General features: G+C 46.7%; 19 protein-coding genes. 13 read left to right on the forward strand and 6 right to left on the reverse strand.

Annotated elements, in window-relative coordinates; genetic code table 11:
* Positions 1-10: 10 nt before the first annotated feature.
* The 4 genes from AC121Z_RS05805 to AC121Z_RS05820 all read right to left on the reverse strand — a co-directional run bounded on the left by AC121Z_RS05805 (position 11) and on the right by AC121Z_RS05820 (position 3832).
* Positions 11-1351: an ADP-ribosylglycohydrolase family protein gene (locus AC121Z_RS05805; RefSeq protein ID WP_498127340.1), complete on the reverse strand. Its 1341-nt coding sequence runs from the start codon at positions 1349-1351 to the stop codon at positions 11-13.
* Between the two features lie 73 nt (positions 1352-1424).
* A complete protein-coding gene (locus AC121Z_RS05810) occupies positions 1425-2609 on the reverse strand; it encodes a retroviral-like aspartic protease family protein (RefSeq protein ID WP_498127341.1) in 1185 nt (394 codons plus the stop codon).
* 6 nt (positions 2610-2615) lie between these two features.
* The gene (locus AC121Z_RS05815) at positions 2616-3077 is read right to left on the reverse strand and encodes an acyl-CoA thioesterase (RefSeq protein WP_498127342.1); all 462 of its coding nucleotides are present in this window, start codon (positions 3075-3077) and stop codon (positions 2616-2618) included.
* On the reverse strand, positions 3074-3832 hold the full coding sequence (locus tag AC121Z_RS05820) for a DUF8198 family protein (RefSeq protein WP_498127343.1): 759 nt from the start codon (positions 3830-3832) through the stop codon (positions 3074-3076). Before AC121Z_RS05820 ends, AC121Z_RS05815 begins: the two co-directional genes overlap by 4 nt.
* Before the next feature lie 149 nt (positions 3833-3981).
* On the opposite strand from AC121Z_RS05820, the gene AC121Z_RS05825 reads away from it, so the two are divergent.
* The 6 genes from AC121Z_RS05825 to AC121Z_RS05850 all read left to right on the forward strand — a co-directional run bounded on the left by AC121Z_RS05825 (position 3982) and on the right by AC121Z_RS05850 (position 8409).
* Positions 3982-4560, forward strand: coding sequence for an elongation factor P hydroxylase (locus AC121Z_RS05825; RefSeq protein WP_498128159.1), 579 nt, complete (start codon positions 3982-3984; stop codon positions 4558-4560).
* Positions 4544-5680 (forward strand): ATP-NAD kinase family protein, encoded by a 1137-nt coding sequence (locus AC121Z_RS05830; RefSeq protein ID WP_498127344.1) that lies wholly within the window; start codon positions 4544-4546, stop codon positions 5678-5680. Before AC121Z_RS05825 ends, AC121Z_RS05830 begins: the two co-directional genes overlap by 17 nt.
* A 97-nt stretch (positions 5681-5777) precedes the next feature.
* The gene (locus AC121Z_RS05835) at positions 5778-6050 is read left to right on the forward strand and encodes a YfcL family protein (RefSeq protein WP_498127345.1); all 273 of its coding nucleotides are present in this window, start codon (positions 5778-5780) and stop codon (positions 6048-6050) included.
* Between the two features lie 165 nt (positions 6051-6215).
* Entirely contained in the window at positions 6216-6836 is a 621-nt protein-coding gene (locus AC121Z_RS05840) for a FlgO family outer membrane protein (RefSeq protein WP_498127346.1), read from the forward strand.
* A 44-nt stretch (positions 6837-6880) separates the two neighbouring features.
* The gene (locus AC121Z_RS05845; RefSeq protein WP_498127347.1) at positions 6881-7633 is read left to right on the forward strand and encodes a FlgO family outer membrane protein; all 753 of its coding nucleotides are present in this window, start codon (positions 6881-6883) and stop codon (positions 7631-7633) included.
* Between the two features lie 5 nt (positions 7634-7638).
* Positions 7639-8409: a FlgO family outer membrane protein gene (locus AC121Z_RS05850; RefSeq protein ID WP_498127348.1), complete on the forward strand. Its 771-nt coding sequence runs from the start codon at positions 7639-7641 to the stop codon at positions 8407-8409.
* 7 nt (positions 8410-8416) lie between these two features.
* Here AC121Z_RS05850 and mnmC read toward each other — a convergent pair whose 3' ends face one another.
* Positions 8417-10471, reverse strand: a complete 2055-nt coding sequence (gene mnmC / locus AC121Z_RS05855) for a bifunctional tRNA (5-methylaminomethyl-2-thiouridine)(34)-methyltransferase MnmC2/FAD-dependent 5-carboxymethylaminomethyl-2-thiouridine(34) oxidoreductase MnmC1 (RefSeq protein ID WP_498127349.1) — start codon at positions 10469-10471, stop codon at positions 8417-8419.
* Between the two features lie 154 nt (positions 10472-10625).
* On the opposite strand from mnmC, the gene fabB reads away from it, so the two are divergent.
* Positions 10626-11837 (forward strand): beta-ketoacyl-ACP synthase I, encoded by a 1212-nt coding sequence (fabB, locus tag AC121Z_RS05860; RefSeq protein ID WP_498127350.1) that lies wholly within the window; start codon positions 10626-10628, stop codon positions 11835-11837.
* A 1-nt stretch (position 11838) separates the two neighbouring features.
* Here fabB and AC121Z_RS05865 read toward each other — a convergent pair whose 3' ends face one another.
* The gene (locus AC121Z_RS05865; RefSeq protein WP_498127351.1) at positions 11839-12534 is read right to left on the reverse strand and encodes a Crp/Fnr family transcriptional regulator; all 696 of its coding nucleotides are present in this window, start codon (positions 12532-12534) and stop codon (positions 11839-11841) included.
* Between the two features lie 83 nt (positions 12535-12617).
* On the opposite strand from AC121Z_RS05865, the gene AC121Z_RS05870 reads away from it, so the two are divergent.
* The 6 genes from AC121Z_RS05870 (at position 12618) to truA (ending at position 21140) form a co-directional block, all read left to right on the forward strand.
* Entirely contained in the window at positions 12618-13367 is a 750-nt protein-coding gene (locus AC121Z_RS05870) for a class II aldolase/adducin family protein (protein ID WP_498127352.1), read from the forward strand.
* On the forward strand, positions 13367-14281 hold the full coding sequence (locus AC121Z_RS05875; protein ID WP_498127353.1) for an alpha/beta fold hydrolase: 915 nt from the start codon (positions 13367-13369) through the stop codon (positions 14279-14281). The genes AC121Z_RS05870 and AC121Z_RS05875 overlap by 1 nt, the downstream gene beginning before the upstream one ends.
* Positions 14282-14305: 24 nt before the next feature.
* Positions 14306-15463 (forward strand): 4-phosphoerythronate dehydrogenase, encoded by a 1158-nt coding sequence (locus tag AC121Z_RS05880; protein WP_498127354.1) that lies wholly within the window; start codon positions 14306-14308, stop codon positions 15461-15463.
* A gap of 26 nt (positions 15464-15489) precedes the next feature.
* Positions 15490-16506, forward strand: coding sequence for an aspartate-semialdehyde dehydrogenase (locus tag AC121Z_RS05885; RefSeq protein ID WP_498127355.1), 1017 nt, complete (start codon positions 15490-15492; stop codon positions 16504-16506).
* Between the two features lie 336 nt (positions 16507-16842).
* Positions 16843-20277 carry a FimV/HubP family polar landmark protein gene (locus AC121Z_RS05890; protein ID WP_498127356.1) on the forward strand — a complete coding sequence of 1145 codons (3435 nt, stop codon included), beginning with the start codon at positions 16843-16845 and terminating at the stop codon, positions 20275-20277.
* Between the two features lie 71 nt (positions 20278-20348).
* On the forward strand, positions 20349-21140 hold the full coding sequence (truA, locus tag AC121Z_RS05895; RefSeq protein WP_498127357.1) for a tRNA pseudouridine(38-40) synthase TruA: 792 nt from the start codon (positions 20349-20351) through the stop codon (positions 21138-21140).
* The last annotated feature ends 90 nt before the right edge of the window (positions 21141-21230 follow it).

The raw sequence follows: 21230 nt of genomic DNA on the forward strand, positions 1-21230 counted from the left end.
ATTTACTGCGCTAATGTGCATGCTGCAAAGCGGGTATAAACCAATAATCGTTATCGATATACCCGCCAATTTCTTGCTCAACAACCCGGTCTATAATGGCCACACCAACGTCGGCCATTGAGCTAAAGTCATCAACTCCATCGTTAGGAAAATTTCCTCGAGTGCGATGAATATGGAAGCGCGAGGAAAATGTTTGCTTAAAGATACGCTCTATTTCCTGTTTTCCGAGTATGAAACCCAGTAAGCCTCCCCACGTAGCAGCAGGGTTATCCGAGTCCCAACCACATAATACGGCTATCTTTATGGTATTTTTAAAGTCTCCCTCCCCATATAACAGACTAATAATACTAGCGCCGAAATTGATGCCAGAAGCGAAGCATCCGTTGCAATACAGATTTCTAGCTGTCATATCATAGCCATCCTGTTGTTCGACCTGGTAACGTTGGTAGAGACTGTCACGCGCTTCTTCCCACGAACTCCCTCGCTCATATTGGGATTTCACAAAATCAAACATCGCCGCTGTGTATGAATCATTCGGTAGATGTTTTCGCGCTTGATTGGCTAATAAGTGAATATTTTTTTTCGGCGATTGCTGCGGCGGGAGGGACGCCGCAAGAGCATGCATAATGACATAAAATTCAGCTGCCCAAGCCGCATTTTCTCGCGCCGTAGTGCGGATCGGCAAGTGAGCCAATATCAGCGCAACGTCTGGTCTTGTTGGCGCATATAAGCCAAAAATTTCAGTGGTTAATTGCGCATCAATCATTTCAAAATGTTCGTTCAACTCAGGTGAACTTGTTGCTGGGGGAAGAATGCCCTCTTGCATCAACTCGTGCGCACGTTGGTTTGAAACCCACAAGTAATTCTCAGCTGTGCCCTCAGGGGTTAAAAAAGGTGTGTTTTGTTCTGAATAAATGTGACTTAACCAGCCAGCGCTAATCTGTTCAGGGGTAAGCACAGTTGCTTGGTGTTGAGCTAATAGAAATTGATACATGTATTCAATATCCGTATCGTCATCTGCCCCCCAGATCCCCTCTGGGCTGACAAATACCCAGTTAATGGTATCGGATAAATTACTGGGTACTCCTTGTCCCCATATGCTTGGCTGGTCAGGTGCCCCCCAATCATCACGGGTGTAAAAAATACCGTGTATGCCAGAGCCACCAATTTTGTCCATTTCAGTGACTAATCCAGTCCAATTTGCCAGACTTTGCCCTAACCAAAACCCTTCGAGTTGGTCTTTATAGACTGCGCGAGAAAGCTGGGTAAATGATGGTTTTTTAGCGTTGATATTCGCCCAACTAAAAGTACTGAAAAAGCTTATAAAAATGACCAAGACAAATGCTTGCATAATAAATGTTCTCAGAGAATTGGGGCGACGAAATTCGACCAAAGCGAGCAGATGCAACCCGCAAGCTTTTATTTCAGTCTATAATGCGTTTACGTAAAAGCAAGACCGCATTTTGCTGATCAATTTGAAAATTGTACTGACTCAAAATATTCATGCCTAACAATCCTTGCGGCGACATTGCTGGGTCATCGCCCATCATTCTGGACGGTATCACCATGACTGACACATCATCAAATTGCAACGGCCCTAGTTGTACACTCTTAATTGAAAACATGGGCGCCTGAATATAACCCGCTGCAGTATTGACCCGAAAGATACCAATGTATTTCGCCGCGACTCTGCGGCTTAAGCGTGACCAGGTACGAGTGGTAATAGCCGTAGTAGACGCGCCCGTATCGATCATCAGTTTGACCGGGTTACTATCCACGGATAGTTCAAGCATATATTGATTACCGATCCGCTCAAGCGGGATCCGTGTTGCCCGGCCAAAGTCGACGGCTTCAGATAAAGCATCTGTGCCAGCCAGTTCACTGCCGTCATTGCTGAACTGTTGCTTACGCGCCAATATTTGCCGCACGGCGTCAGCTGCTGGGTCGTCAAATGGCAGGCCTGCCAGTGCATTTTCCATCATGACTTCGTTGGCTTGTTGGGCATAAGCTTCAGCCAACAAGATCAAGTAGCGGCGCTCATTCGGAGCAATTTGTACCAAAGGCTCAAGTAGTTCAGCTAATAAGTCCCAGGCTCGGTCGAATCGCAGTTGTTCTGTTGCATTTTCAAATAATTGCTCGATTTTCTCTTGTAATGAAGCGCGGACCTCGGTATCAAATGGCTTATCTAAGAGCGTGTAAAAATTGACTAACGCAACATTCAGAGGTTTGGTACGCGCAATCATTTCAGCTTCTAGTAGATGCGCCTCTAAATCATTTGGATTGTCACGCAAGTATTCGCGCAGTGCGATAGTTAATTGCGGCCAGTCCTCCGCACGAAAATAGGCATTGAGATCAGCGAGAGTTACAGTCGAGGAGGGACCCGATGGTGTGACGGTGGGCTCATCATAAATAGTCGTTTTCCCGGGGGAGGGCGCACCAACGTCAACCTCTATTTGAGGGGCTGACGTTGCCTGAGGGGAAGCCTCTCCCTGCACCGCAGATAGGGTTTCACTTTTTTTTGGGGGGGAGCCAGTAAAGAACAATAGATAGACGTTAAGCGCTAACGAAACAATGAGTGCACAATAAACAACCCTTATTCCCCAAGTCATCTGTGCTTAACCTTGCGTTTGCTCGAGCGCTATCATGGCGCCTCCATAAGCCTGTTGAAAGGCTTCAGGCATGCGTTTTGGCATACCCGTGGACAATGCAATGCAGATAAAGTCAGTTTGGGCAGTAAATACCGTTTTTTTCCGAGTCGTACAAATAAATTGAAAACGGCGTGATAACGTCAAGCGACGATCGCAGGTTACTATCCATGTTGCACAGGCAATGGTATTGCCTTCGTGACAGGGTAAAAGGTAATCAACTTCATGGCGGCGAATCGCCATACCGCGGTCCAGCTCTTGATACTGCTCAATACTTAACCCCAAAGCATTACTATGTGCCCAAGCCAGTTTTTCAATTTGGCTGATATAGGCGACGTTGTTGACATGACCATAATGGTCAATTACGTCTGACGGTATGTGCCAAGATTCAATAAATGGATTAGGCAATTGCCATAAGTCGCTTGCTATCATACGTGAACATTCTGCGGTAATGGATTGTTTTCACTACTGAAATTCGTAGCAAATAGTTGCGTCATAATGGCTCTTTCACGCGACACAATCGGATCGAGAAAAGCGCGAACATCGCCTAATTGTTTAAATGCCGAAAAGCCTTCAGCAAGAAATTCATGGAGCGCTAAAACGCCTGCAAGCTCAGCAGGCTTGCGCGCCATTTTGATCAATAAACTAATCCCTCTAACATGCACTACGTCGGCTAATTGCAAGCCGAGTTGCTCAACAATATCAATTTGTTCAGCACGCTGTTCTGGGCGCCCCACTTGTCGATAGGCCAACGCATAGTCATGCGCTGATAATGTGCCGCCGTTGAGCGCTTCATGCACGCCAATCTGGTCTAAAGCATCAACCATATCGAGGTCGAGATCGAATGACAGCGCATTTAAACGCAGTGCATCATCCAATGCTTTGAGTGCTTTTTCCGGCAGCACTGCTGCGAGCTTTGGGATCACACGAGTGAGATCTTTGTCGCGTTGACTAAAGTCCTTAGGGCCGTAGAGTTCATCAACAAAAAACTGCATGGCATCGGCAAAGGTCGGCTCGGCGCGCAAATCTGCATGTGTGGTAAGCAAACGACGACACTGCCATTCTTGTAAACGCATGACCGTATCAAGCTTGCCCATTTTGGCCGCAAGGTCTCGCCGAGCGTTTACCGTATGAATATGTTGGATAATTTTGTCTGCACTTAATGACACTGGATAGTATAGCGACAATGAAACATGGCTATAGGTTGGCGCAAGTTATGTCCTATTACAAGCATCACGTTGTTTCTGGTACACTGCGCGGCATTCTCAAATGACGTGAAAGTATCGTGAAAAGTTTAAATGTGGCACCTGAGTGGCAGGCAGAATTAGGGCCCGTCATGCACAATTCATCGATTGGCAACGAAACGCAAGCCGTTGATGAGTTGATCGCACTCTTTAATGCGCTCTTTGTAAGCGAGAATACGCGTTTAGTCCGCGGTAAAGGTGAGCCTATTTATCTACCTGCTGACGCTTCTTGTGCCTATCATCGTATCGAATTTGCCCACGGCTACTTTAGCAGTGCTTTGCATGAAATTGCGCATTGGTGTATTGCGGGTCGCGCGCGTCGCGAAATAATTGACTATGGCTACTGGTATTGTCCTGATGGGCGCAACGCACACGAGCAAGCTGAATTTGAAAAAGTAGAAGTAAAGCCGCAGGCACTAGAATGGGCGTTTAGCGTCGCTTGTGGGCGATGTTTTGGGGTCAGTACCGATAACTTAAATGGCGCTGAACCTGATCGTTTCAACTTCGCTCAACAGGTAAAAAAACAGTTAGAAAGCTACCTGTTGGGTGGTTTTCCACCGCGCGCACAGCGACTCGTAATGGCACTACATAAGTATTATCAAACACCGCCATTAACGCTGCAAAATTGCCTCGCTTTGAGTAAGGATCTCGTCCATGCCACAGCAGTTTAGATTGGGTTTAATTATCAATCCGTTTGCCGGTATTGGCGGTGCGACTGCACTTAAAGGCAGTGATGGCAAAGCGACCCGCGAACAGGCATTAGCCAAAGGTGCCATTCCCTTGGCCAATAGCCGTGCAGCCGTAGCGCTGGAGCGATTACAACCCTGCGCAGATAAGGTGCAAATTGTAACCGCTGCCGGAGATATGGGCGAGTACACGGCGCGTGAATTGGGTTTTGCAGTACAGGTCATCTATTCGCCGCAAACTGCACAAACCGAAGCCCAAGATACGCAAACGGCAGCTAAGCGTATGTTAACAGAGAACATCGATGCTTTGGTTTTCGCTGGTGGGGATGGTACCGCAACCGATATCTATCAAATAATTGGCGATAAACTGCCAGTTTTGGGGATCCCTGCGGGGTGTAAAATTCATTCTGGCGTTTATGCCGTTTCACCAAGTGCAGCAGGTGTTGTGCTAGAAAAGCTAGTCAATGGCGAATTAGTCAGCGTAAAAGAAGCTGAGGTTCGCGATATAGATGAAATTGCTTTTCGGCAAGGTCAAGTGATTGCTAAACATGTGGGGGAAATGCAAGTCCCTGAAGAACTGCAATACATTCAAGCAGTAAAAATGGGGGGTAAGGAAAGTGATGAACTACTCATTATGGAATTTGGCGATTACTTGCAGGAACTCTTTGATGAATTTCCTGAACATATGTTTGTGATCGGTTCAGGCTCAACGATCAATGGTGCAATGCAGAGTATTGGTTTGGATAATTCGTTGCTAGGGATTGATTTGGTGCTCAACAATGCAGTGATTGGTAAGGATCTCTCTGCGCAGGAATTACTCGCCGCGATAGGCAATAAACCGGTCAAAATCGTAGTGACTTTGATCGGTGGCCAAGGGCATATTTTTGGGCGTGGAAACCAACAAATTTCGGCACCACTGATTCGCCATGCAGGTCAGGCAAACATCATTGTGCTCGCCAGTAAGAGCAAGTTGCAGGGATTGCAGGGAAGAGCTATTCAGGTTGATACGGGCGATGTATCGCTTGATCAGGCATTAGCTGGAACCATCCGCGTAACGACCGGTTATCGAGATCACGTACTTTATCCGGTTGCTGGAACAGTTTAAGTTAATCCTCGATTACAGGTCGATGATTAACGGGCTGGCAAAGGCCATACATTGATGCGCCAAAGTCTTGGCCAACAATCAACGGAAAATAAACCAAATGTTAAAGCATAAAATTGATCAAATTGAAGACAAACTGCTTGATGCAGTTAATCATGCTGATGATCATGAGTTATTTATCGCAAGTTATCTGCATGGCCACTTTGATATAGTGGTGAGTCAAACTGAAAAGTTGCCAGACGCAAGCATTGTGCACTTGGATGAATTTATGCAAGCCAGTTTAAAAGCTGCATTTAGCAATGATGAATTAGCGTTAACTGAGCAAGGTCAGGTGTATGCATTATGGCAGTCACTACTAACAACCAGTGGCTAAGCGGCAATGACTTGCCGCTGAACGTATCCAGCTTGTACGTTAGCCGTTGGCATATATCAGCTAACCCTCGCCATACCAGCGGGACGCCAAAAGAAGATTATTGATAAGCGCTTTGGCTAACTTCTTGCTTAGATTACGTCAGGAAAGTTAACCAGAAGCAAAATTATGTTACCCGTTGCCGCGCTTAAAAAACACATACTGCTGGTTTTATGTAGCCTGTACCTCCTTTATGGCTGCTCACAAACGCCAGATGATAATCTCGTGGATCCAGCCCCGACAATTTCTTCCGCTCTCGGTAATGTTGAGCTGCATACCCATCAATTAGCCAATGAATTATTCAGTAGGGTACGGAGTAACCGTAACTCGCGCTACGCAGTCGTGGGATTTGTGCCCGTCGACACATTACAACATGATCCCGATTGGCAAAGTCCATTGATGTATTTGGGCCACCAACTCGAGCAGGGGATGATGACAGAGGCAGCGCGGCGTGGCTTTATCACTCAAGAGTTTAAGCTTTCCAACGATATATTAATTAATGATACTTCTGATCGGGTACTAACTCGCGATATTGAGCGTCTGACTTCATCAAATTCGGTGGACTACTACATCACCGGGACGCTGGTTTATCAGCAAGAAGGCGCAGTGGTCAACGCCCGCATCATTAATGCACAGAATAAAGATGTCATCGCTGCTGCAACACGCTTTTTCCCCGCGGAGCTTTTTTGGCAACGGGAGCAAGTCACTACGCGTAATGGCAGGATTTATCGCACAGAGGCAAGTTTATGAAAAGTCAGTGCATAGCAGTACAACGAATAAAGAATGGTGTTTCTATGAAAAATACAGCACGCAATTGGGTCGCGATGATGGCACTTACGGCAATCGTGAGCGGTTGCTCGATGTTTAGCTCAGAGCAAGAGACTACGGCCATGCAGCGTGTTGGTGATACGCCAGCCAATATGCAAGTGATTGATATAACTGGAATTCAGCCAGCTGATGATACGATGGGGGAGAGTTCTGGTGAAGCCGATAGTTTTGGCGCATTTGGTCAGCCACCAGTGTATTCAAGTGTGCAGGGGGCCTATAAAGGACGTCCATTGACCAAGCACATCGGCGATTATGTCAAGAACATGACGCAGGACATGATCAGTAATATGGAATACATCACGACCAAAACCCCGATTGCGGTAACTCACTTTGCATTACTGGATAGTGATTTACAGGAAACCAATTTACTGGGGCATCAAATGGCTGAATCATTTGTGCATGAGTTGCACAAATTCCGGATCCCTGTGATTGACTTTAAAGCTACCGATTATGTGCGTGTTACTGAACAAGGCGATTTTTTACTAACGCGCGATTATCTAGAACTTAGCGCGAACTTGCCAATGGAATACGTGTTGACTGGTACGCTAACGAAGCACCAAGGGGGGTATTTGGTCAATGCGCGGATCTTGGGGTTGCGCTCTAAGGCGGTAGTCGCTAGTGCACAATCGTTGGTGCCTTTTTATGTGGTTGATGCGCTGATCCCCAGCGAACGTCAATCAGATGAAATGCAGGATGGCGTAAGATTGACGCGAGGATAAGTGCAATGGGACGTCTAGTGAATGTTTACGCTTTTGTTTTAAGCTGTGGGTTGCTCACCGGTTGTGCTATTACCGATAAAATGATGGCGGTTTTTGATCCACCTGATGAAACAGCACAGCCAGTTGAATCAACGCATATGGCCACGAGCAATCGCAGCGCTGCGACCAAGGCGCAGAACAATGATATCCAGACTTCCCAATCACTAGATTTTGCTCAACGTTATCAGCCAGACAGTCGCGACAACATGCAATTGTCGGATGATTTAGACGGCGAACACAGTCGAATGCGTGCACGTACACCGCAACTTTTTGCTGCACAGAACACGCATAAATCGATACGCGAGTATGCCGCACAATTAGCGATGCAATTAATGGATCGAGCGGTAGCCCTTACCCCGGCAGATTTAGTCGGTGTTGTTTCTTTTGTTGAATTGGATGCGTCTTTACAAACCTCCAGTCCACTGGGTAATCAGCTAACGGAATACTTTATCGGTGAAATTCAGCATTTCGGCATTGGAGTGGTTGATTTTAAGGTTGGTAATGCGATTAGCGTTACGCCAACAGGCGACTTTATTTTCAGCCGCAATGCTGAGCGTTTAGCCGACAAACTTGCGATGAATCATGTACTCACTGGAACCATCATCCAGCGCAGTCACGGAGTCTCGGTGAATGCGCGGATTGTTGCCTTGGCCGACAGGCGTGTTGTTGCCAGTGCCAATGTTCTCATTCCAGATTTCGTAGTGGCTGAAATCAATCCGTATATCAGTGCGTTGTAAGCTCATTCTACGTGAAATGACCGCGCTTGATTGCGCGCAGTAAAAACCGGTTGGGCGCAATAGCATTCAATAAGTCCTGACTCATGGGTAGTGGTTCAGCAAACAATTCGCTGACGAGTCGCTCAGCCATCAACGGCGCAGTAGTGAATCCCCGTGATCCCAAACCACTCAAGACATAACATCCAGACAAGGTAGCCGGAGATTGTCTTGCTGTACGATTGCCTCGCTGTAAATAATTGGCGTACTGCATTTGTTGCGCAGCGTTATCCGAAAGGGCGCCGACGATCGGCAGGTGGTCTGGTGTTGAACAACGAATAGCCGCTCGACTTTCACCTGTGTGTGAGAATGCACCGGCCCAATCACATTGTTGCAGAGATTTGCGATGAGTCGCTAGGTTTTGTTCTATGTCTGCCATGCGCACCTCTAACGCCGTATCATTTTTGCCATAGGTAGACCCTAGTGCATGCGTGCCTTTGTAAGCAGGAGTTAAATAACCCTTATGGCAAATAACTGTATTTAAGTTCGTCAATTCACCACGGCTATTGAGCTTTTCTACTTGGCCGCGAGTAAGCACAAACGGTAGGTGATTAAGCACTTCTAAACTGTCTGATTGATGTCCGCTGGCAAAAATCAAAGCATCGGCACAGAGCGTAATGGGCTTATCTGCATGGGTAATCTCAATACGCAGTGCCTGTTGTTCATTCTCAAGGTAATGATGGTCTTGATACGTACTTGAAGTATATAGGGTAAAGTCACAATGCTGACGTACAAATCCTAGCATGGCCTGCACCAACTCAGGCGGTGATGCCCAACCGGCGGCGGGTAAATAGAGCCCTGAGTAGGGGAGGTGAACACCCGCAATGCGCGTCGCTTCTGCTGGCGTTATCGCTTGTACTAACGCTGCAGGCCAAATAGCGGTATCAAGCAAATTATTTTGTCGCTTGAGCACTTCGTCGGAAAAACCAACTTGCATTACACCACACCAATCATGACCAAACTGGAAACCGTCTTGCACTATAGTATCGTACACGTGGCGTGCGTAGCTAAAACACGCTAATTGGATCCGACTAAGAATACTGGCTTGGGCATGTAATTGCGGATAAATACCCGCCTGAGGGTTGCCTGACGCGGCATCGGCTACGCTATCGCCCTGGCAAATCATGGTTACTTTAACGTTGCGCCGGGCCAATGCATATGCGAGGGATGCGCCCGCTATCCCGGCACCAACAATAACCACATGCGGTTGTGAGCAATTTTTGAGTACTGCAAGTGGTGTTATGTCATGTTGGCGGCTGGGGGCTTTCGGAATGGGCTCGGCGGCAAAGTGGCCCGCCAGCATATCTCGCTTACGCCCAAATCCAGGACGTTTTTCGACAACAAACCCAGCAGCTTGCAAGCCTCGTTTTACAAATCCTGCAGCAGTAAATGTGGCAAACGTGGCGTCGTTGGCACTCAATCTTGCCATTTGCGAAAATAGCTGAGGTTGCCACATATCGGCATTCTTACTGGGTGCAAAACCATCCAGAAACCAGGCGTTCACATTCGGAATAGGTGCACTTTCTGGTGCTGCAACCGACATGCTTTCGAAGGATTCAATCGCGTCGCCGATCCATAGGTCAAGAATAATCTCCGCCTGTTCGAGTCGAAAGTGCAAGCGTTGACAGCCCGTACTGTTAAAAATCAGTGAGCTCAGCAGTTTGTCGGTCAGGGCTAAATGTTGGAAAGATGCCAAGGCGGCGCGCCAGTCCTGTTCTGCTAAGGGAAACTTTTCCGTTGAGATGAAATGTAATTGACACAATGGGCTGTTAGGCTGGTCGCGCTTCCAGTCTGCAAATGCTTGGGTAGCTATAAGAAAGTTGAGGCCAGTGCCAAAGCCCGTTTCGGCAATAACAAATTGGCGCGACGAGGTATGGGCCCAGCGTTCTGATAATTGATTATTAGCGAGAAACACATAGCGTGTTTCCGCTTCTCCATTGGCATTGGAAAAATACACATCATCGTAGTTTTTGGCGATGGGAGTGCCATCGCTATTAAACTCAATATCAGCAAAAGTGCGTTGCAACGGAATGACTCAATTAGTAAGGTTTAAGCTAATGGATCGCATAATACCTATTATTGGTAAAAAATGCTGGTGGTTCAAAACTTAGATAAAGAGCAGACCACTTTCGCATGTCGAAACCATTACTATATGCCGACTTAAAGTAACTAGGTGAAATATGAGAAGAGCAGTAATTACTGGTATCGGCATTGTGTCGAGCATCGGTACCGACCAAACCGCCGTGGCCGAGTCTCTCAAGCAGGGTAAATCAGGCATAACTTTTTCAGAACAGTTTGCTGAAATGGGAATGCGTAGCCAGGTTTGGGGTAACATAGAGATTGATTTTAAAGAGCATATTGACCGCAAGGTCATGCGTTTTATGGGCGATGCAGCCGCTTATGCCTATATTGCTATGCAACAGGCTGTAGCAGATTCTGGCTTGACGGAGGCGCAAATTTCTAATCCGCGCACCGGTATTATCGCTGGTTCAGGTGGGGCGTCTTCGATCAATCAAGTTGCTTCTGCTGATATTCTGCGCGAAAAAGGAATAAAGCGCGTCGGCCCGTATATGGTTACCCGTTGCATGGGGTCAACTGTTTCGGCGTGTTTAGCTACCCCCTTTAAAATCAAGGGCATCAATTACTCGATCTCATCGGCTTGTGCAACCAGCGCACACTGTATTGGGAATGCCGTGGAAATGATCCAGTTGAACAAACAGGACGTGGTATTCGCAGGTGGCGGTGAAGAGTTGGATTGGACGTTGTCTAGTCAGTTTGACGCCATGGGGGCATTATCGTCAAAGTATAACGAAAACCCAGCTGTAGCGTCCCGTACCTATTGTGCTGAACGTGACGGTTTTGTCAGCTCCGGCGGCGGCGGTATGGTGGTCGTTGAAGAATTAGAGCATGCGCTGGCAAGAGGTGCGACGATTTATGCTGAAATTACTGGCTATGGTGCTACGTCGGATGGCTACGATATGGTTGCACCGTCTGGTGAAGGTGCCGTGCGTTGTATGCAAATGGCCATGCAAAATGTCGCTGGACCCATCGATTACCTTAACACCCATGGAACATCAACGCCGGTCGGTGATGTGCAAGAATTAAAGGCGATCAAACAGGTATTTGGTGATCAGTCACCGCCCATTAGCGCGACTAAGTCGCTTACTGGGCACGCCTTGGGAGCCGCTGGTGTTAACGAGGCGATATATAGCCTGCTGATGATGAAACATGGCTTTATTGCGCCGTCAATTAACATCGATTCGCTTGATCCTGAAGCTCAAGGCCTCGACATCGTTACGCAAACGCGTCATACAGAGTTGAATACCATTATGTCGAATAGTTTTGGTTTTGGTGGCACTAATGCCACGTTAGTAATGTCGCGGTATCGTTAAGTTAGTCCCATTCACACAGCGCTTTTAATTGCGTTAGATCGAGCAGGGCGATCCCGCCATACCGAATGCGGATTAAGCCCTGCTGCTCCATTTCTTTAAGTAACCGATTAACCGTTTGGCGTGATGAGTTGATCATCATGGCCAGGGTTTCTTGTGATGCGCTGATATCATAAGCGTTATGTCCTGCTAAGCGTTGGCCAAAATTACTACTCAGTAAAACTAAGCGTTTTGCTAGCTGTTGTTTAAGATCCAAGCTCGCAGTTGCATCGATAAAGCTAAACGTATTGCGTAAACGTTGACAAAGCAGTTGTGTAAAGTAGTGATAGGTCTCCGGATAGCGTTGCAGTAATTGATGAAAATCGGCGCGACTAATAAACGCCAGCAAGGTTTGTTTATCGGCATGGGCATCATGGGTTCGGCCTAAACCGTCGAACATTGAAATTTCTCCAAACCAACTACCCACGTCCAGATAAGCCAGCACCATTTGTTTACCACTGCTATGGATATTGCTAACTTTAATTCGCCCTTCCAATACACAATGAAAGCCGTTTCCGACGTCACCTTTGGCATAGAGCGCTTTACCGGGACTTAACGATTGCACTTTAATGCACGCGATAAAGGCATTCTGCACAGGTTCGCTCATGGCATTAAACCAAACCGTTGAGCGCAGAGTGGTTTTGTGGGCTACTGATAACATAATTGCAACATTGTCGCATTCGCGACAGTTATAGGGTGAATGTCAGCCTATACTATTCAGCAAACAAACCCAAGGTGATTATTATGCATGTACAACAACAAGTCTCTGCGGAAGAATGGCAATTGCGTGTTGATTTAGCCGCGTGTTATCGCACAGTCGCGCTTTATGGCTGGGATGATCTGGTTTTTACTCACATTTCAGCACGTGTACCAGGCCCTGAGCATCATTTTTTAATTAATCCCTATGGCATGATGTTTGAAGAGGTCACCGCGTCCAGTTTGGTTAAAGTCGACTTACACGGCAATAAGGTGATGCAGAGTGAGTTTGACATTAACCCTGCCGGATTTACCATTCACAGCGCGGTGCACGAGGCACGTGATGACGCCAAGTGTGTAATGCACTTGCACACCTCCGCCGGTATTGCCGTATCGGTGTTACAAGATGGACTACAACCCTACAGTCAGCAGTCATTATTCGCTTTGGCTTCCCTCTCTTATCATGATTATGAGGGAGTTGCTTTGAACCCTGATGAAAAGCAGCGTTTAGTCGCCGACTTAGGCAACACTAACTTTATGATCTTACGCAATCATGGTTTGTTAACCTGTGCAGAAACCGTAGCAGATGCCTTTTTAGGGATGTTTATCTTGCAGCGTAGTTGCGAAATACAAATTCAAGCGCAATCAACAGGGCAAAAGCTAATTCCCATCCCTGCACAAATTTTAGCTGGGATTAAAGCGCAGGCAAATCAGGTGACCCGCTCCATGGGCGGTGCACTTGCATGGCCCGGGATCTTGCGCCGACTGGATAGAGAATCACCAGGTTATAAAGAATAATGCTATCGCCATCGCTGGTTGAAACTGATGCTAATGCAAATAAGGCCCAAATAGGCGGCCATCAAATCAGCTATTGGTATCAGCAAAATACGCACTCGCTAGCTCCAACGCTGGTGTTTATTCATGGTTTCCCTAGTGCGGCATGGGACTGGCATAACCAATGGCAGGCGTTTGCAGAGTCGCATTCTTTGCTAGCCATGGACTTACTGGGGTTTGGCTCCTCAGCCAAACCCCATCCTTATCACTATTCTTTGCTTGAGCAAGCGAATGTTGTAGACGGGCTATGCGGACAGTTAGGGATTAGCAATGCCATTATCATTGCTCATGATTATGGTAATTCAGTGGCTCAGGAGTTGCTTGCGCGACAAGTGTTAGCTAGCGAAAGCTCTACTCAATCATCCGCACTGAATTTCGTTATTGAGCAAGTTATTTGGCTGAACGGCGGGTTATTCGCCGAAAGTCACCGCCCGTTACTGATGCAAAAACTACTTAACAGTCCGGTTGGCCCAGCAGTTGCGGTATTTATGTCAAAGCGTTCGCTCAAACGGAGTTTTGCGAAGATATTCGCACCCCACACGCCGCCGACGAGCGAAACGATTGATATCTTGTGGACTTTGCTATTGCGCAATCGCGGCAAACGAGTTATTCCAAACCTGCTGAAATATATTGATGAACGAGCTAACCATCGCGATCGTTGGGTCGCTGCAATGCAGCGTCAAGCTGAATGTGCTCCCAAGCGATTAGCTTTTATCAATGGCGTGCATGATCCCATTTCGGGGGAGCACATGCTAGAACGCTTTCAAGCGTTGCTACCAAACGTGACCACCGCAGCATTGTCCGTGGGGCATTATCCGCAGCTTGAGGATGCCAAAAAGGTAAATCAATTCATTGCGCAATTTATCAGTGAGATTTAGCTAGCCATTCGGTAAACTCAAGGCATGAAAATTCTCTATGATGATAACATGCCATTGGCTGCTGAGTGCTTTTCGCTATTAGGCGATGCCGAGGCGTTTGCTGCGGATAACCTAGAGCCAGCAATGCTCACAGACGTCGATGCATTACTCGTACGCTCAACAACCAAAGTCGATGCCGGGCTGCTCAAATATGCTCAGCAATTAAAGTGGGTGGCTACTGCAACCGCGGGTTTCAATCATCTGGACACCGAGTATTTAGCTGCAGCCAATATTCCTTGGTATGCCGCGGCTGGATGCAACGCTGTTGCAGTTGCTGAATATGTGGTGAGTTGCTTATTCGCTTATGCTGAAGATAGCGGCAACGATCTCACATGGCTAAGAACATTGAGAGTAGGGATCGTCGGTGCAGGCCATGTTGGGTCAGCGTTAGCGGCTAAATTGGCCGCCCTTGGCGTACCCGTTGAATTATGTGATCCGCCTTTACAGCTCACTCCGGATCCACGAGAATTTGTAGCACTCGACGTTATCCAGCAGTGTGATGTGATATGTTTGCACGTGCCGCTCGTCAAAGGTGGTCAACATCCAACCGCACACTTAATCGATGGCGCATTCTTGTCTGCATTGCGACCATCACAGTTAGTGATCAATGCGTGTCGCGGCGGTGTGTTAGATGAAACAGCGTTTTTGCAATTGCAGAATGATCACGCAAGTCCTGCACTTATTTTAGACGCATGGGAGAACGAACCATTAATTAATCGCGCGCTAATTGCCCATACAGAAATTGCCACCCCACATATTGCAGGGCATTCATTGGAGGGTAAAAGTCGGGGTACATTCATGGTATACCAATGGCTATGTCAGCAATTAGCAGAGCCTATAGGGCTGGAATTAACAGAATTACTACCGGACATCCCCCCAATTGAATTGTGCGCCGAGAGCTTGAATGAAGAAATGATTCATCGATTGATTTTTTCGCTATATGATAGTCGCGAGGATGATAGGAATTTTCGCGCAGCGATGGCACAATCCGAGCTGCAGGATGGGGTGTTTCAAGCGTTACGTAAAAATTATCGGCAGCGTAGAGAATTCAGTGCCCAAAGGCTGCAGATTGCTAAACAACAGCAAAGTCACCCTGTTGTGTCGACGCTCAGTGCACTGGGTTTCACAGTACAGTTAATATAGACATTTCCGTAGGAGAAAGCACACATATGTCACAAGCCTTTGATGTCGCCGTTTTAGGTGCAACAGGATTGGTCGGTAAAACGATGATTGAAGTTTTGGAAGAGCGCGGCTTTCCAATCGGAACACTTTATCCACTCGCGAGTGAACGCTCTGCGGGTGGAACGATCAATTTTAAGGGTAAAGAAATTGAAGTGCTAAATGCCGATACATTTGATTGGAGCCAAGTGCAATTAGGTTTCTTTTCTGCGGGGGGCAGTGTCTCAGCGAAGTTTGCACCAATTGCGGCTGACGCTGGTTGTGTGGTTATCGATAATACGTCCCACTTCCGTTACGAGCCCGATATTCCTTTAGTGGTCCCGGAAGTGAACTCGCATGCGTTGGCTGACTTTCGCAATCGCAACATAATTGCGAACCCGAATTGTTCAACTATTCAAATGTTGGTTGCGCTGAAGCCGATCCATGATGCTGTGGGTATCGATCGTATTAATGTGTGCACTTACCAGTCAGTGTCGGGAGCTGGCAAATCAGCTATGGACGGTCTGGCACAACAGACGGCGGCATTAATGAATGGCAGAGAAGTGAATACTGAAGGTTTTAGTCGCCAGATTGCCTTTAATGCAATCCCGCAGATTGATGTGTTTATGGATAATGACTACACCAAAGAAGAAATGAAGATGGTGTGGGAAACGCATAAAATTATGGGGGATGAATCGATTCGAGTGAATCCTACTGCGGTTCGCGTTCCCGTGTTTTATGGACATGGTGAAGCCATTCACATTGAGGCCCGTCAGCCGGTCGATGCAGAAGATATTAAACAAATTTTGGCGGCTGCTCCAGGTATCACGGTATACACAGACAGGGAAGACTTTCCGACTCAAGTGAGCAGTGCTAGTGGTAACGACAGTGTGCATGTTGGGCGTATTCGCAACGATATCTCACACCCCAATGGGATTAATTTATGGGTTGTTTCGGATAATGTGCGTAAGGGCGCTGCAACTAACAGCGTGCAAATTGCCGAAGTACTCATTCGCGATTATATGTGATGAGTATTTTCTGACGCAGATCCAGTTCAGAGGCATCAGTCTGGTGTAGACATCCTCAATAATATGCTCAAATTGTCGATAAAAAGGTGGTACGGGGAATCCGTAGCACCTTTTTTATTGCCTACACTATGCTTAGCAAGGCGAAAATTAGGACTTTCTCTGTTTGTGCGACGCAGATTGGAGCAGAATTTGCAAACAAAACGGTTACTTCGGAATTTGAAGTAACTTTAATGGTAGTAAAAGTGGCTTTTTTGCCCCGAAACACATTAAACTAGACGATGATCATAGAAGCTTTTGCTCGCTGATATTAACGCTATAAAAAGAATAAGGAACGCAATGAATTTAAGCCGCAAAATAATGATGAGTGTAGCACTCGCCATCGTTTTTACTGTGGTTAGCGAAGCTTCTGCGCAATCCTCGAATCTGCAAATCAAGGGCCCAAGGGATAGCCAGAGCCAATTTTCTGGTGCGATATATGGCCCTATCGATGCTTCTGATACTTTGTGGCGTATTGCCTCACGCTACCGACAAAACCGCGATCTCTCGGTTTATCAGGTGATGATAGCTATTTATGAACTCAATCCTGATGCGTTTGAGCAGGGCAATATTAATTTTTTAGTTGATGGTGCGGTACTCAATTTGCCATCTGAACGCTACATTGCGCGTATTGATCCTGAGGATGCACGTAAACGCACAGAAGCCTTCAATCAAGCAGCAGTCCCATCCACGCAAACGTCGAATGAACCTACTAACATCAAACCGCCGGGCGAACTAGTCAAAAAGGCTGATCTTGATGAAAAAACAAATCAAATCGAACAGAAACTGTCGCGGATTGATCAACAGCAAATCGAACAATTCGACTTATTGCGGCAACAATTTGCCGCCTCTATCGATAACGTGCAGGCCTTAATTGACGAGAATCGTAAAGTTTTTGAGCGGCTAGATGCGGTCAATGAAGATATCAATGAGCTACGTAGTCAAGTAAATGAACAAGTTCAACCTCAAATCGATCAGCAAGTTGAATTGCTGCAGCAAACACTTGATCTCATTAGCCAGCGCGAAGCGCGCGAGAAAGCGGAGCAAGAATCTTCCCTGACTAATCTGTTAAGTAGTCCTGCGGCCATTATCGGTGGCTCATCATTACTGACGTTGTTATTGCTTGGCGGTCTTGTATTTTGGCTGGTAAAACGTAAAAAAAACGCTGACGCTCCTCCGGTATTGACGGAAAGTCAAGCTGCACCTATCGCACAATCTGCTGCAACTCAAGCGCCAATGGACGACTTGAGTGATGCATTGATGGATGACCTAGCCGCACCTGATGCTGATGATGACTTGTTTAATGACGACGAATTACTTGATGATGTTCTATCGGAAGAATTAGAAGAGTCATTGGATGATGCGGTCGAGAGTGAATTGGAAAGTTATGCCGATCTAAGTGACGAAATGCTAGTCCCCGATTTAGATGACGATGATGATTCATTGTTCGAGGATGATGACGAGCTCTTACAAGAGCTAGACGCCACTGATGATGCCTTAGAAGGGATTGACTTGTCTGATGACGAAGATATTGATTTGTCAGACGCCCTTGACGACGACATTGATGATGCACTTGCGTCAGAGCTGGATGAAGCGGGTGATGTTGATGGCGATTCGTTTGACGAGTTATTTGAAGAAGATGAAATTGGCGAGATAGATACTGATATTGCAGCTGAATTGGCCGCTGATGATCTGGAAGCGGCTTTGGATGAGCAGTTGGATGAAGAGTTAGCTGAAAGTGATGATATCGATGCGCTACTCGATGAAGATGCAGAGCAGAGTTTTTCTCCGGTTGAGGCTGAAGAAGACAAACCCGAGATTAGCATCGATGAGTTACTTGAGGAGCCGGAAAAGAAATCAGATGTTCCCGCGAATATTGATGTCGATGTAGCAACGGGTGTGTCTAGCCAAATGTTGGAGCAGCTTGGTGACGAGGTTGCAGCCCAAAATGAAGCACTAGATAGAGTCACCGATGAAATATTAGGCGAGCTAGAACAAATCGAAATGATGCAGGGCTTTGTTGATGAAGACGATGAAGATGATTTAGCTGTCGATGAACCAGAACCTGCAGATCCGGTTCAAGCCCAACACGATATTCAAACCCTTGATGAGTTTGCGGCTGATTTAGACGATATTGACGTTGATGATATTACTGAATTAGATGACCCGTTGTCTGATGAGCTACTCGCGGAACTTACCGCAGAGAATGACGCCGAAGAACTCGATTCGAGTACAGTAGCCGATTCAGCAGTAGAGGACGAGATAGACGATCCCCTAACCGATGAATTACTGGCCGAGCTTGAAGAGGAAACGACAAACGATATTGAAGAATTGGACACCAGTGCAACAGAAGGTTCAGCTCTAGAGGAAGAAATAGAAGACCCCTTGACTGACGAATTGTTAGCTGAGCTTGAGGCTGAGACAGCGGACGATGCTGAAGAACTGGATACCAGTGCGACCGATGATTCAACTGTGGAGGAAGAAATAGATGATCCTCTCACTGACGAATTGTTAGCTGAGCTTGAGGCTGAGACAGCGGACGATGCTGAAGAACTGGAAACCAGTGCAACAGAAGATTCAGCTGTAGAGGAAGAAATAGATGATCCTCTCACTGACGAATTGTTAGCTGAGCTTGAGGCTGAGACAGCGGACGATGCTGAAGAACTGGAAACCAGTGCAACAGAAGATTCAGCTGTAGAGGAAGAAATAGATGATCCTCTCACTGACGAATTGTTAGCGGAGCTTGAGGCTGAGACAGCGGATGAAGCTGAAGAACTAGAAACAGGCACTGAGTCTGATCCAACAGCAGAGGACGGGACGCTGAATGATGGGCTGTCTGATGAGCTCTTGGCAGAATTTGAAGCCGAGGACGAGGCTACCCCTGAGTCTGAATTTACTCTCGATACTGAAGAAGCTTACTTGGCTTCGGACGAAGAGGGCATCAGCGAAGCTGAAACCGAGGCTGCGACCGAAGAGTTACTCGATGTCTTTGATAGCGATAGGGTTGCGGATGATAACGAGCTTGAGATCGTTGATGAGTCCAGTACTGAGAGTTTTGAACTAGACGATATTCCAAGTTTGAACGATGGTCCTTCAACAGTAGATGAAGACTTTGATGATGCACTATTAACCGAAGAGTTTGATGAGTTCTCACTCGATGATGACACGTTGGAAGACTCTGGTGCAGACCCAGAACCTGCGTTTGAATTAGCTGACGGTGATGATGATTTAGACGACATGCCAGGCTTAGGTGACTGGCTGAATGAAGAAAAAGATCAAGATAGTCTGGTCCTTGAGGAGATTGAGGGTGCTGATTTCGATGAATTGCTGGAAAGTATTGATTCAGAAGTCGAGGGTAAACCTGAGCTTAAGTTAGATAACCCAGACCTCGATTTAGACGCGCTTTTCACTGAGCCTGAAGAACCTGCAGAGTCAGAGGATTTTGTTGATGTGGATACATTGCTGGCAGAGAGTGAAAGCGATGACGGCAGCAATGTGGATGATGCAGAACTAAATTTAGATGTGGATCTTGAGGGATATACGGGCACCAGTAATGATGATGTAATGGTTGATGTTGATGATGGAGGCGCGCAAGCGGCAAATCTTGATTTAGCCATCGCATATATAGAAATGGATGACAACGAAGCAGCAAAAGAGTTGTTACTCCAAGTCATTGAGCAAGGTTCAGAGGAACAAAAAGAAGAAGCCAAAGTGCTGCTCGATAATCTTGCTTAACGGGTTGTTACGGATATTTCAGTTAGGCTACACTTGCGCCCACGAATGATCACACATAGGCAAACTACACATTGCGAGTTGTTCTCGGTATAGAATACGACGGTGCCAGTTTTTCGGGTTGGCAGCGTCAAAGTCATGTGGCTTCTGTGCAGCAGAGTATTGAAGACGCGTTAGCCAAAATTGCGAACACATCAATCACAATTCATTGTGCTGGTCGCACGGATGCAGGTGTGCATGCAACAGGGCAAATCGTGCATTTTGATTCTCCAGTAATGCGGCCAGAGCGAGCATGGACAATGGGTGTGAATACCCATTTGCCGGATACTGTTGCGGTGACGTGGTCACGTGAAGTCGATACACAATTTCATGCGCGTTATTCAGCTACCGCCCGTCGCTATCGTTATATTCTTTACAATGCAAAGTTGCGCCCGGGGATCCACACTCAAGGAGTTACCCATGAGTACCGTCCTTTGGATGCAGATAAAATGCATCATGCGGCGCAATGTTTAATTGGCGAGAATGATTTTAGTGCATTTCGCGCAGCACATTGTCAATCAACATCACCATTTAGAAATTTAACCGCAATTTCAGTGCAGCGAAAAGGGCAATACGTCATTGTTGATGTGGAGGGTAATGCCTTTTTACACCATATGGTGCGCAACATTACCGGTTCGTTGTTGGAAGTGGGGTGTGGTGAACAACCAACCGAATGGATCAAAGAGTTGTTAGACAGCAAGGATCGGACTAAAGCGGGGGCTACTGCAAAGCCAAACGGTTTGTATCTAGTACGAGTAAGTTATCCGGATGAATTTGGCTTACCAGTAAGACCACTGGGTCCACTATTTTTAGCTGACTCAATTTAACGACTAAAGATTAGCCCTTGCGCAATTGAAGGTTAATGAGCACAGATTGCCACTAGAGCGACAAGATCCAACTTCTTAGACCAGTTTTAT

The organism is Alteromonas sp. DYW1, from assembly GCF_059752595.1.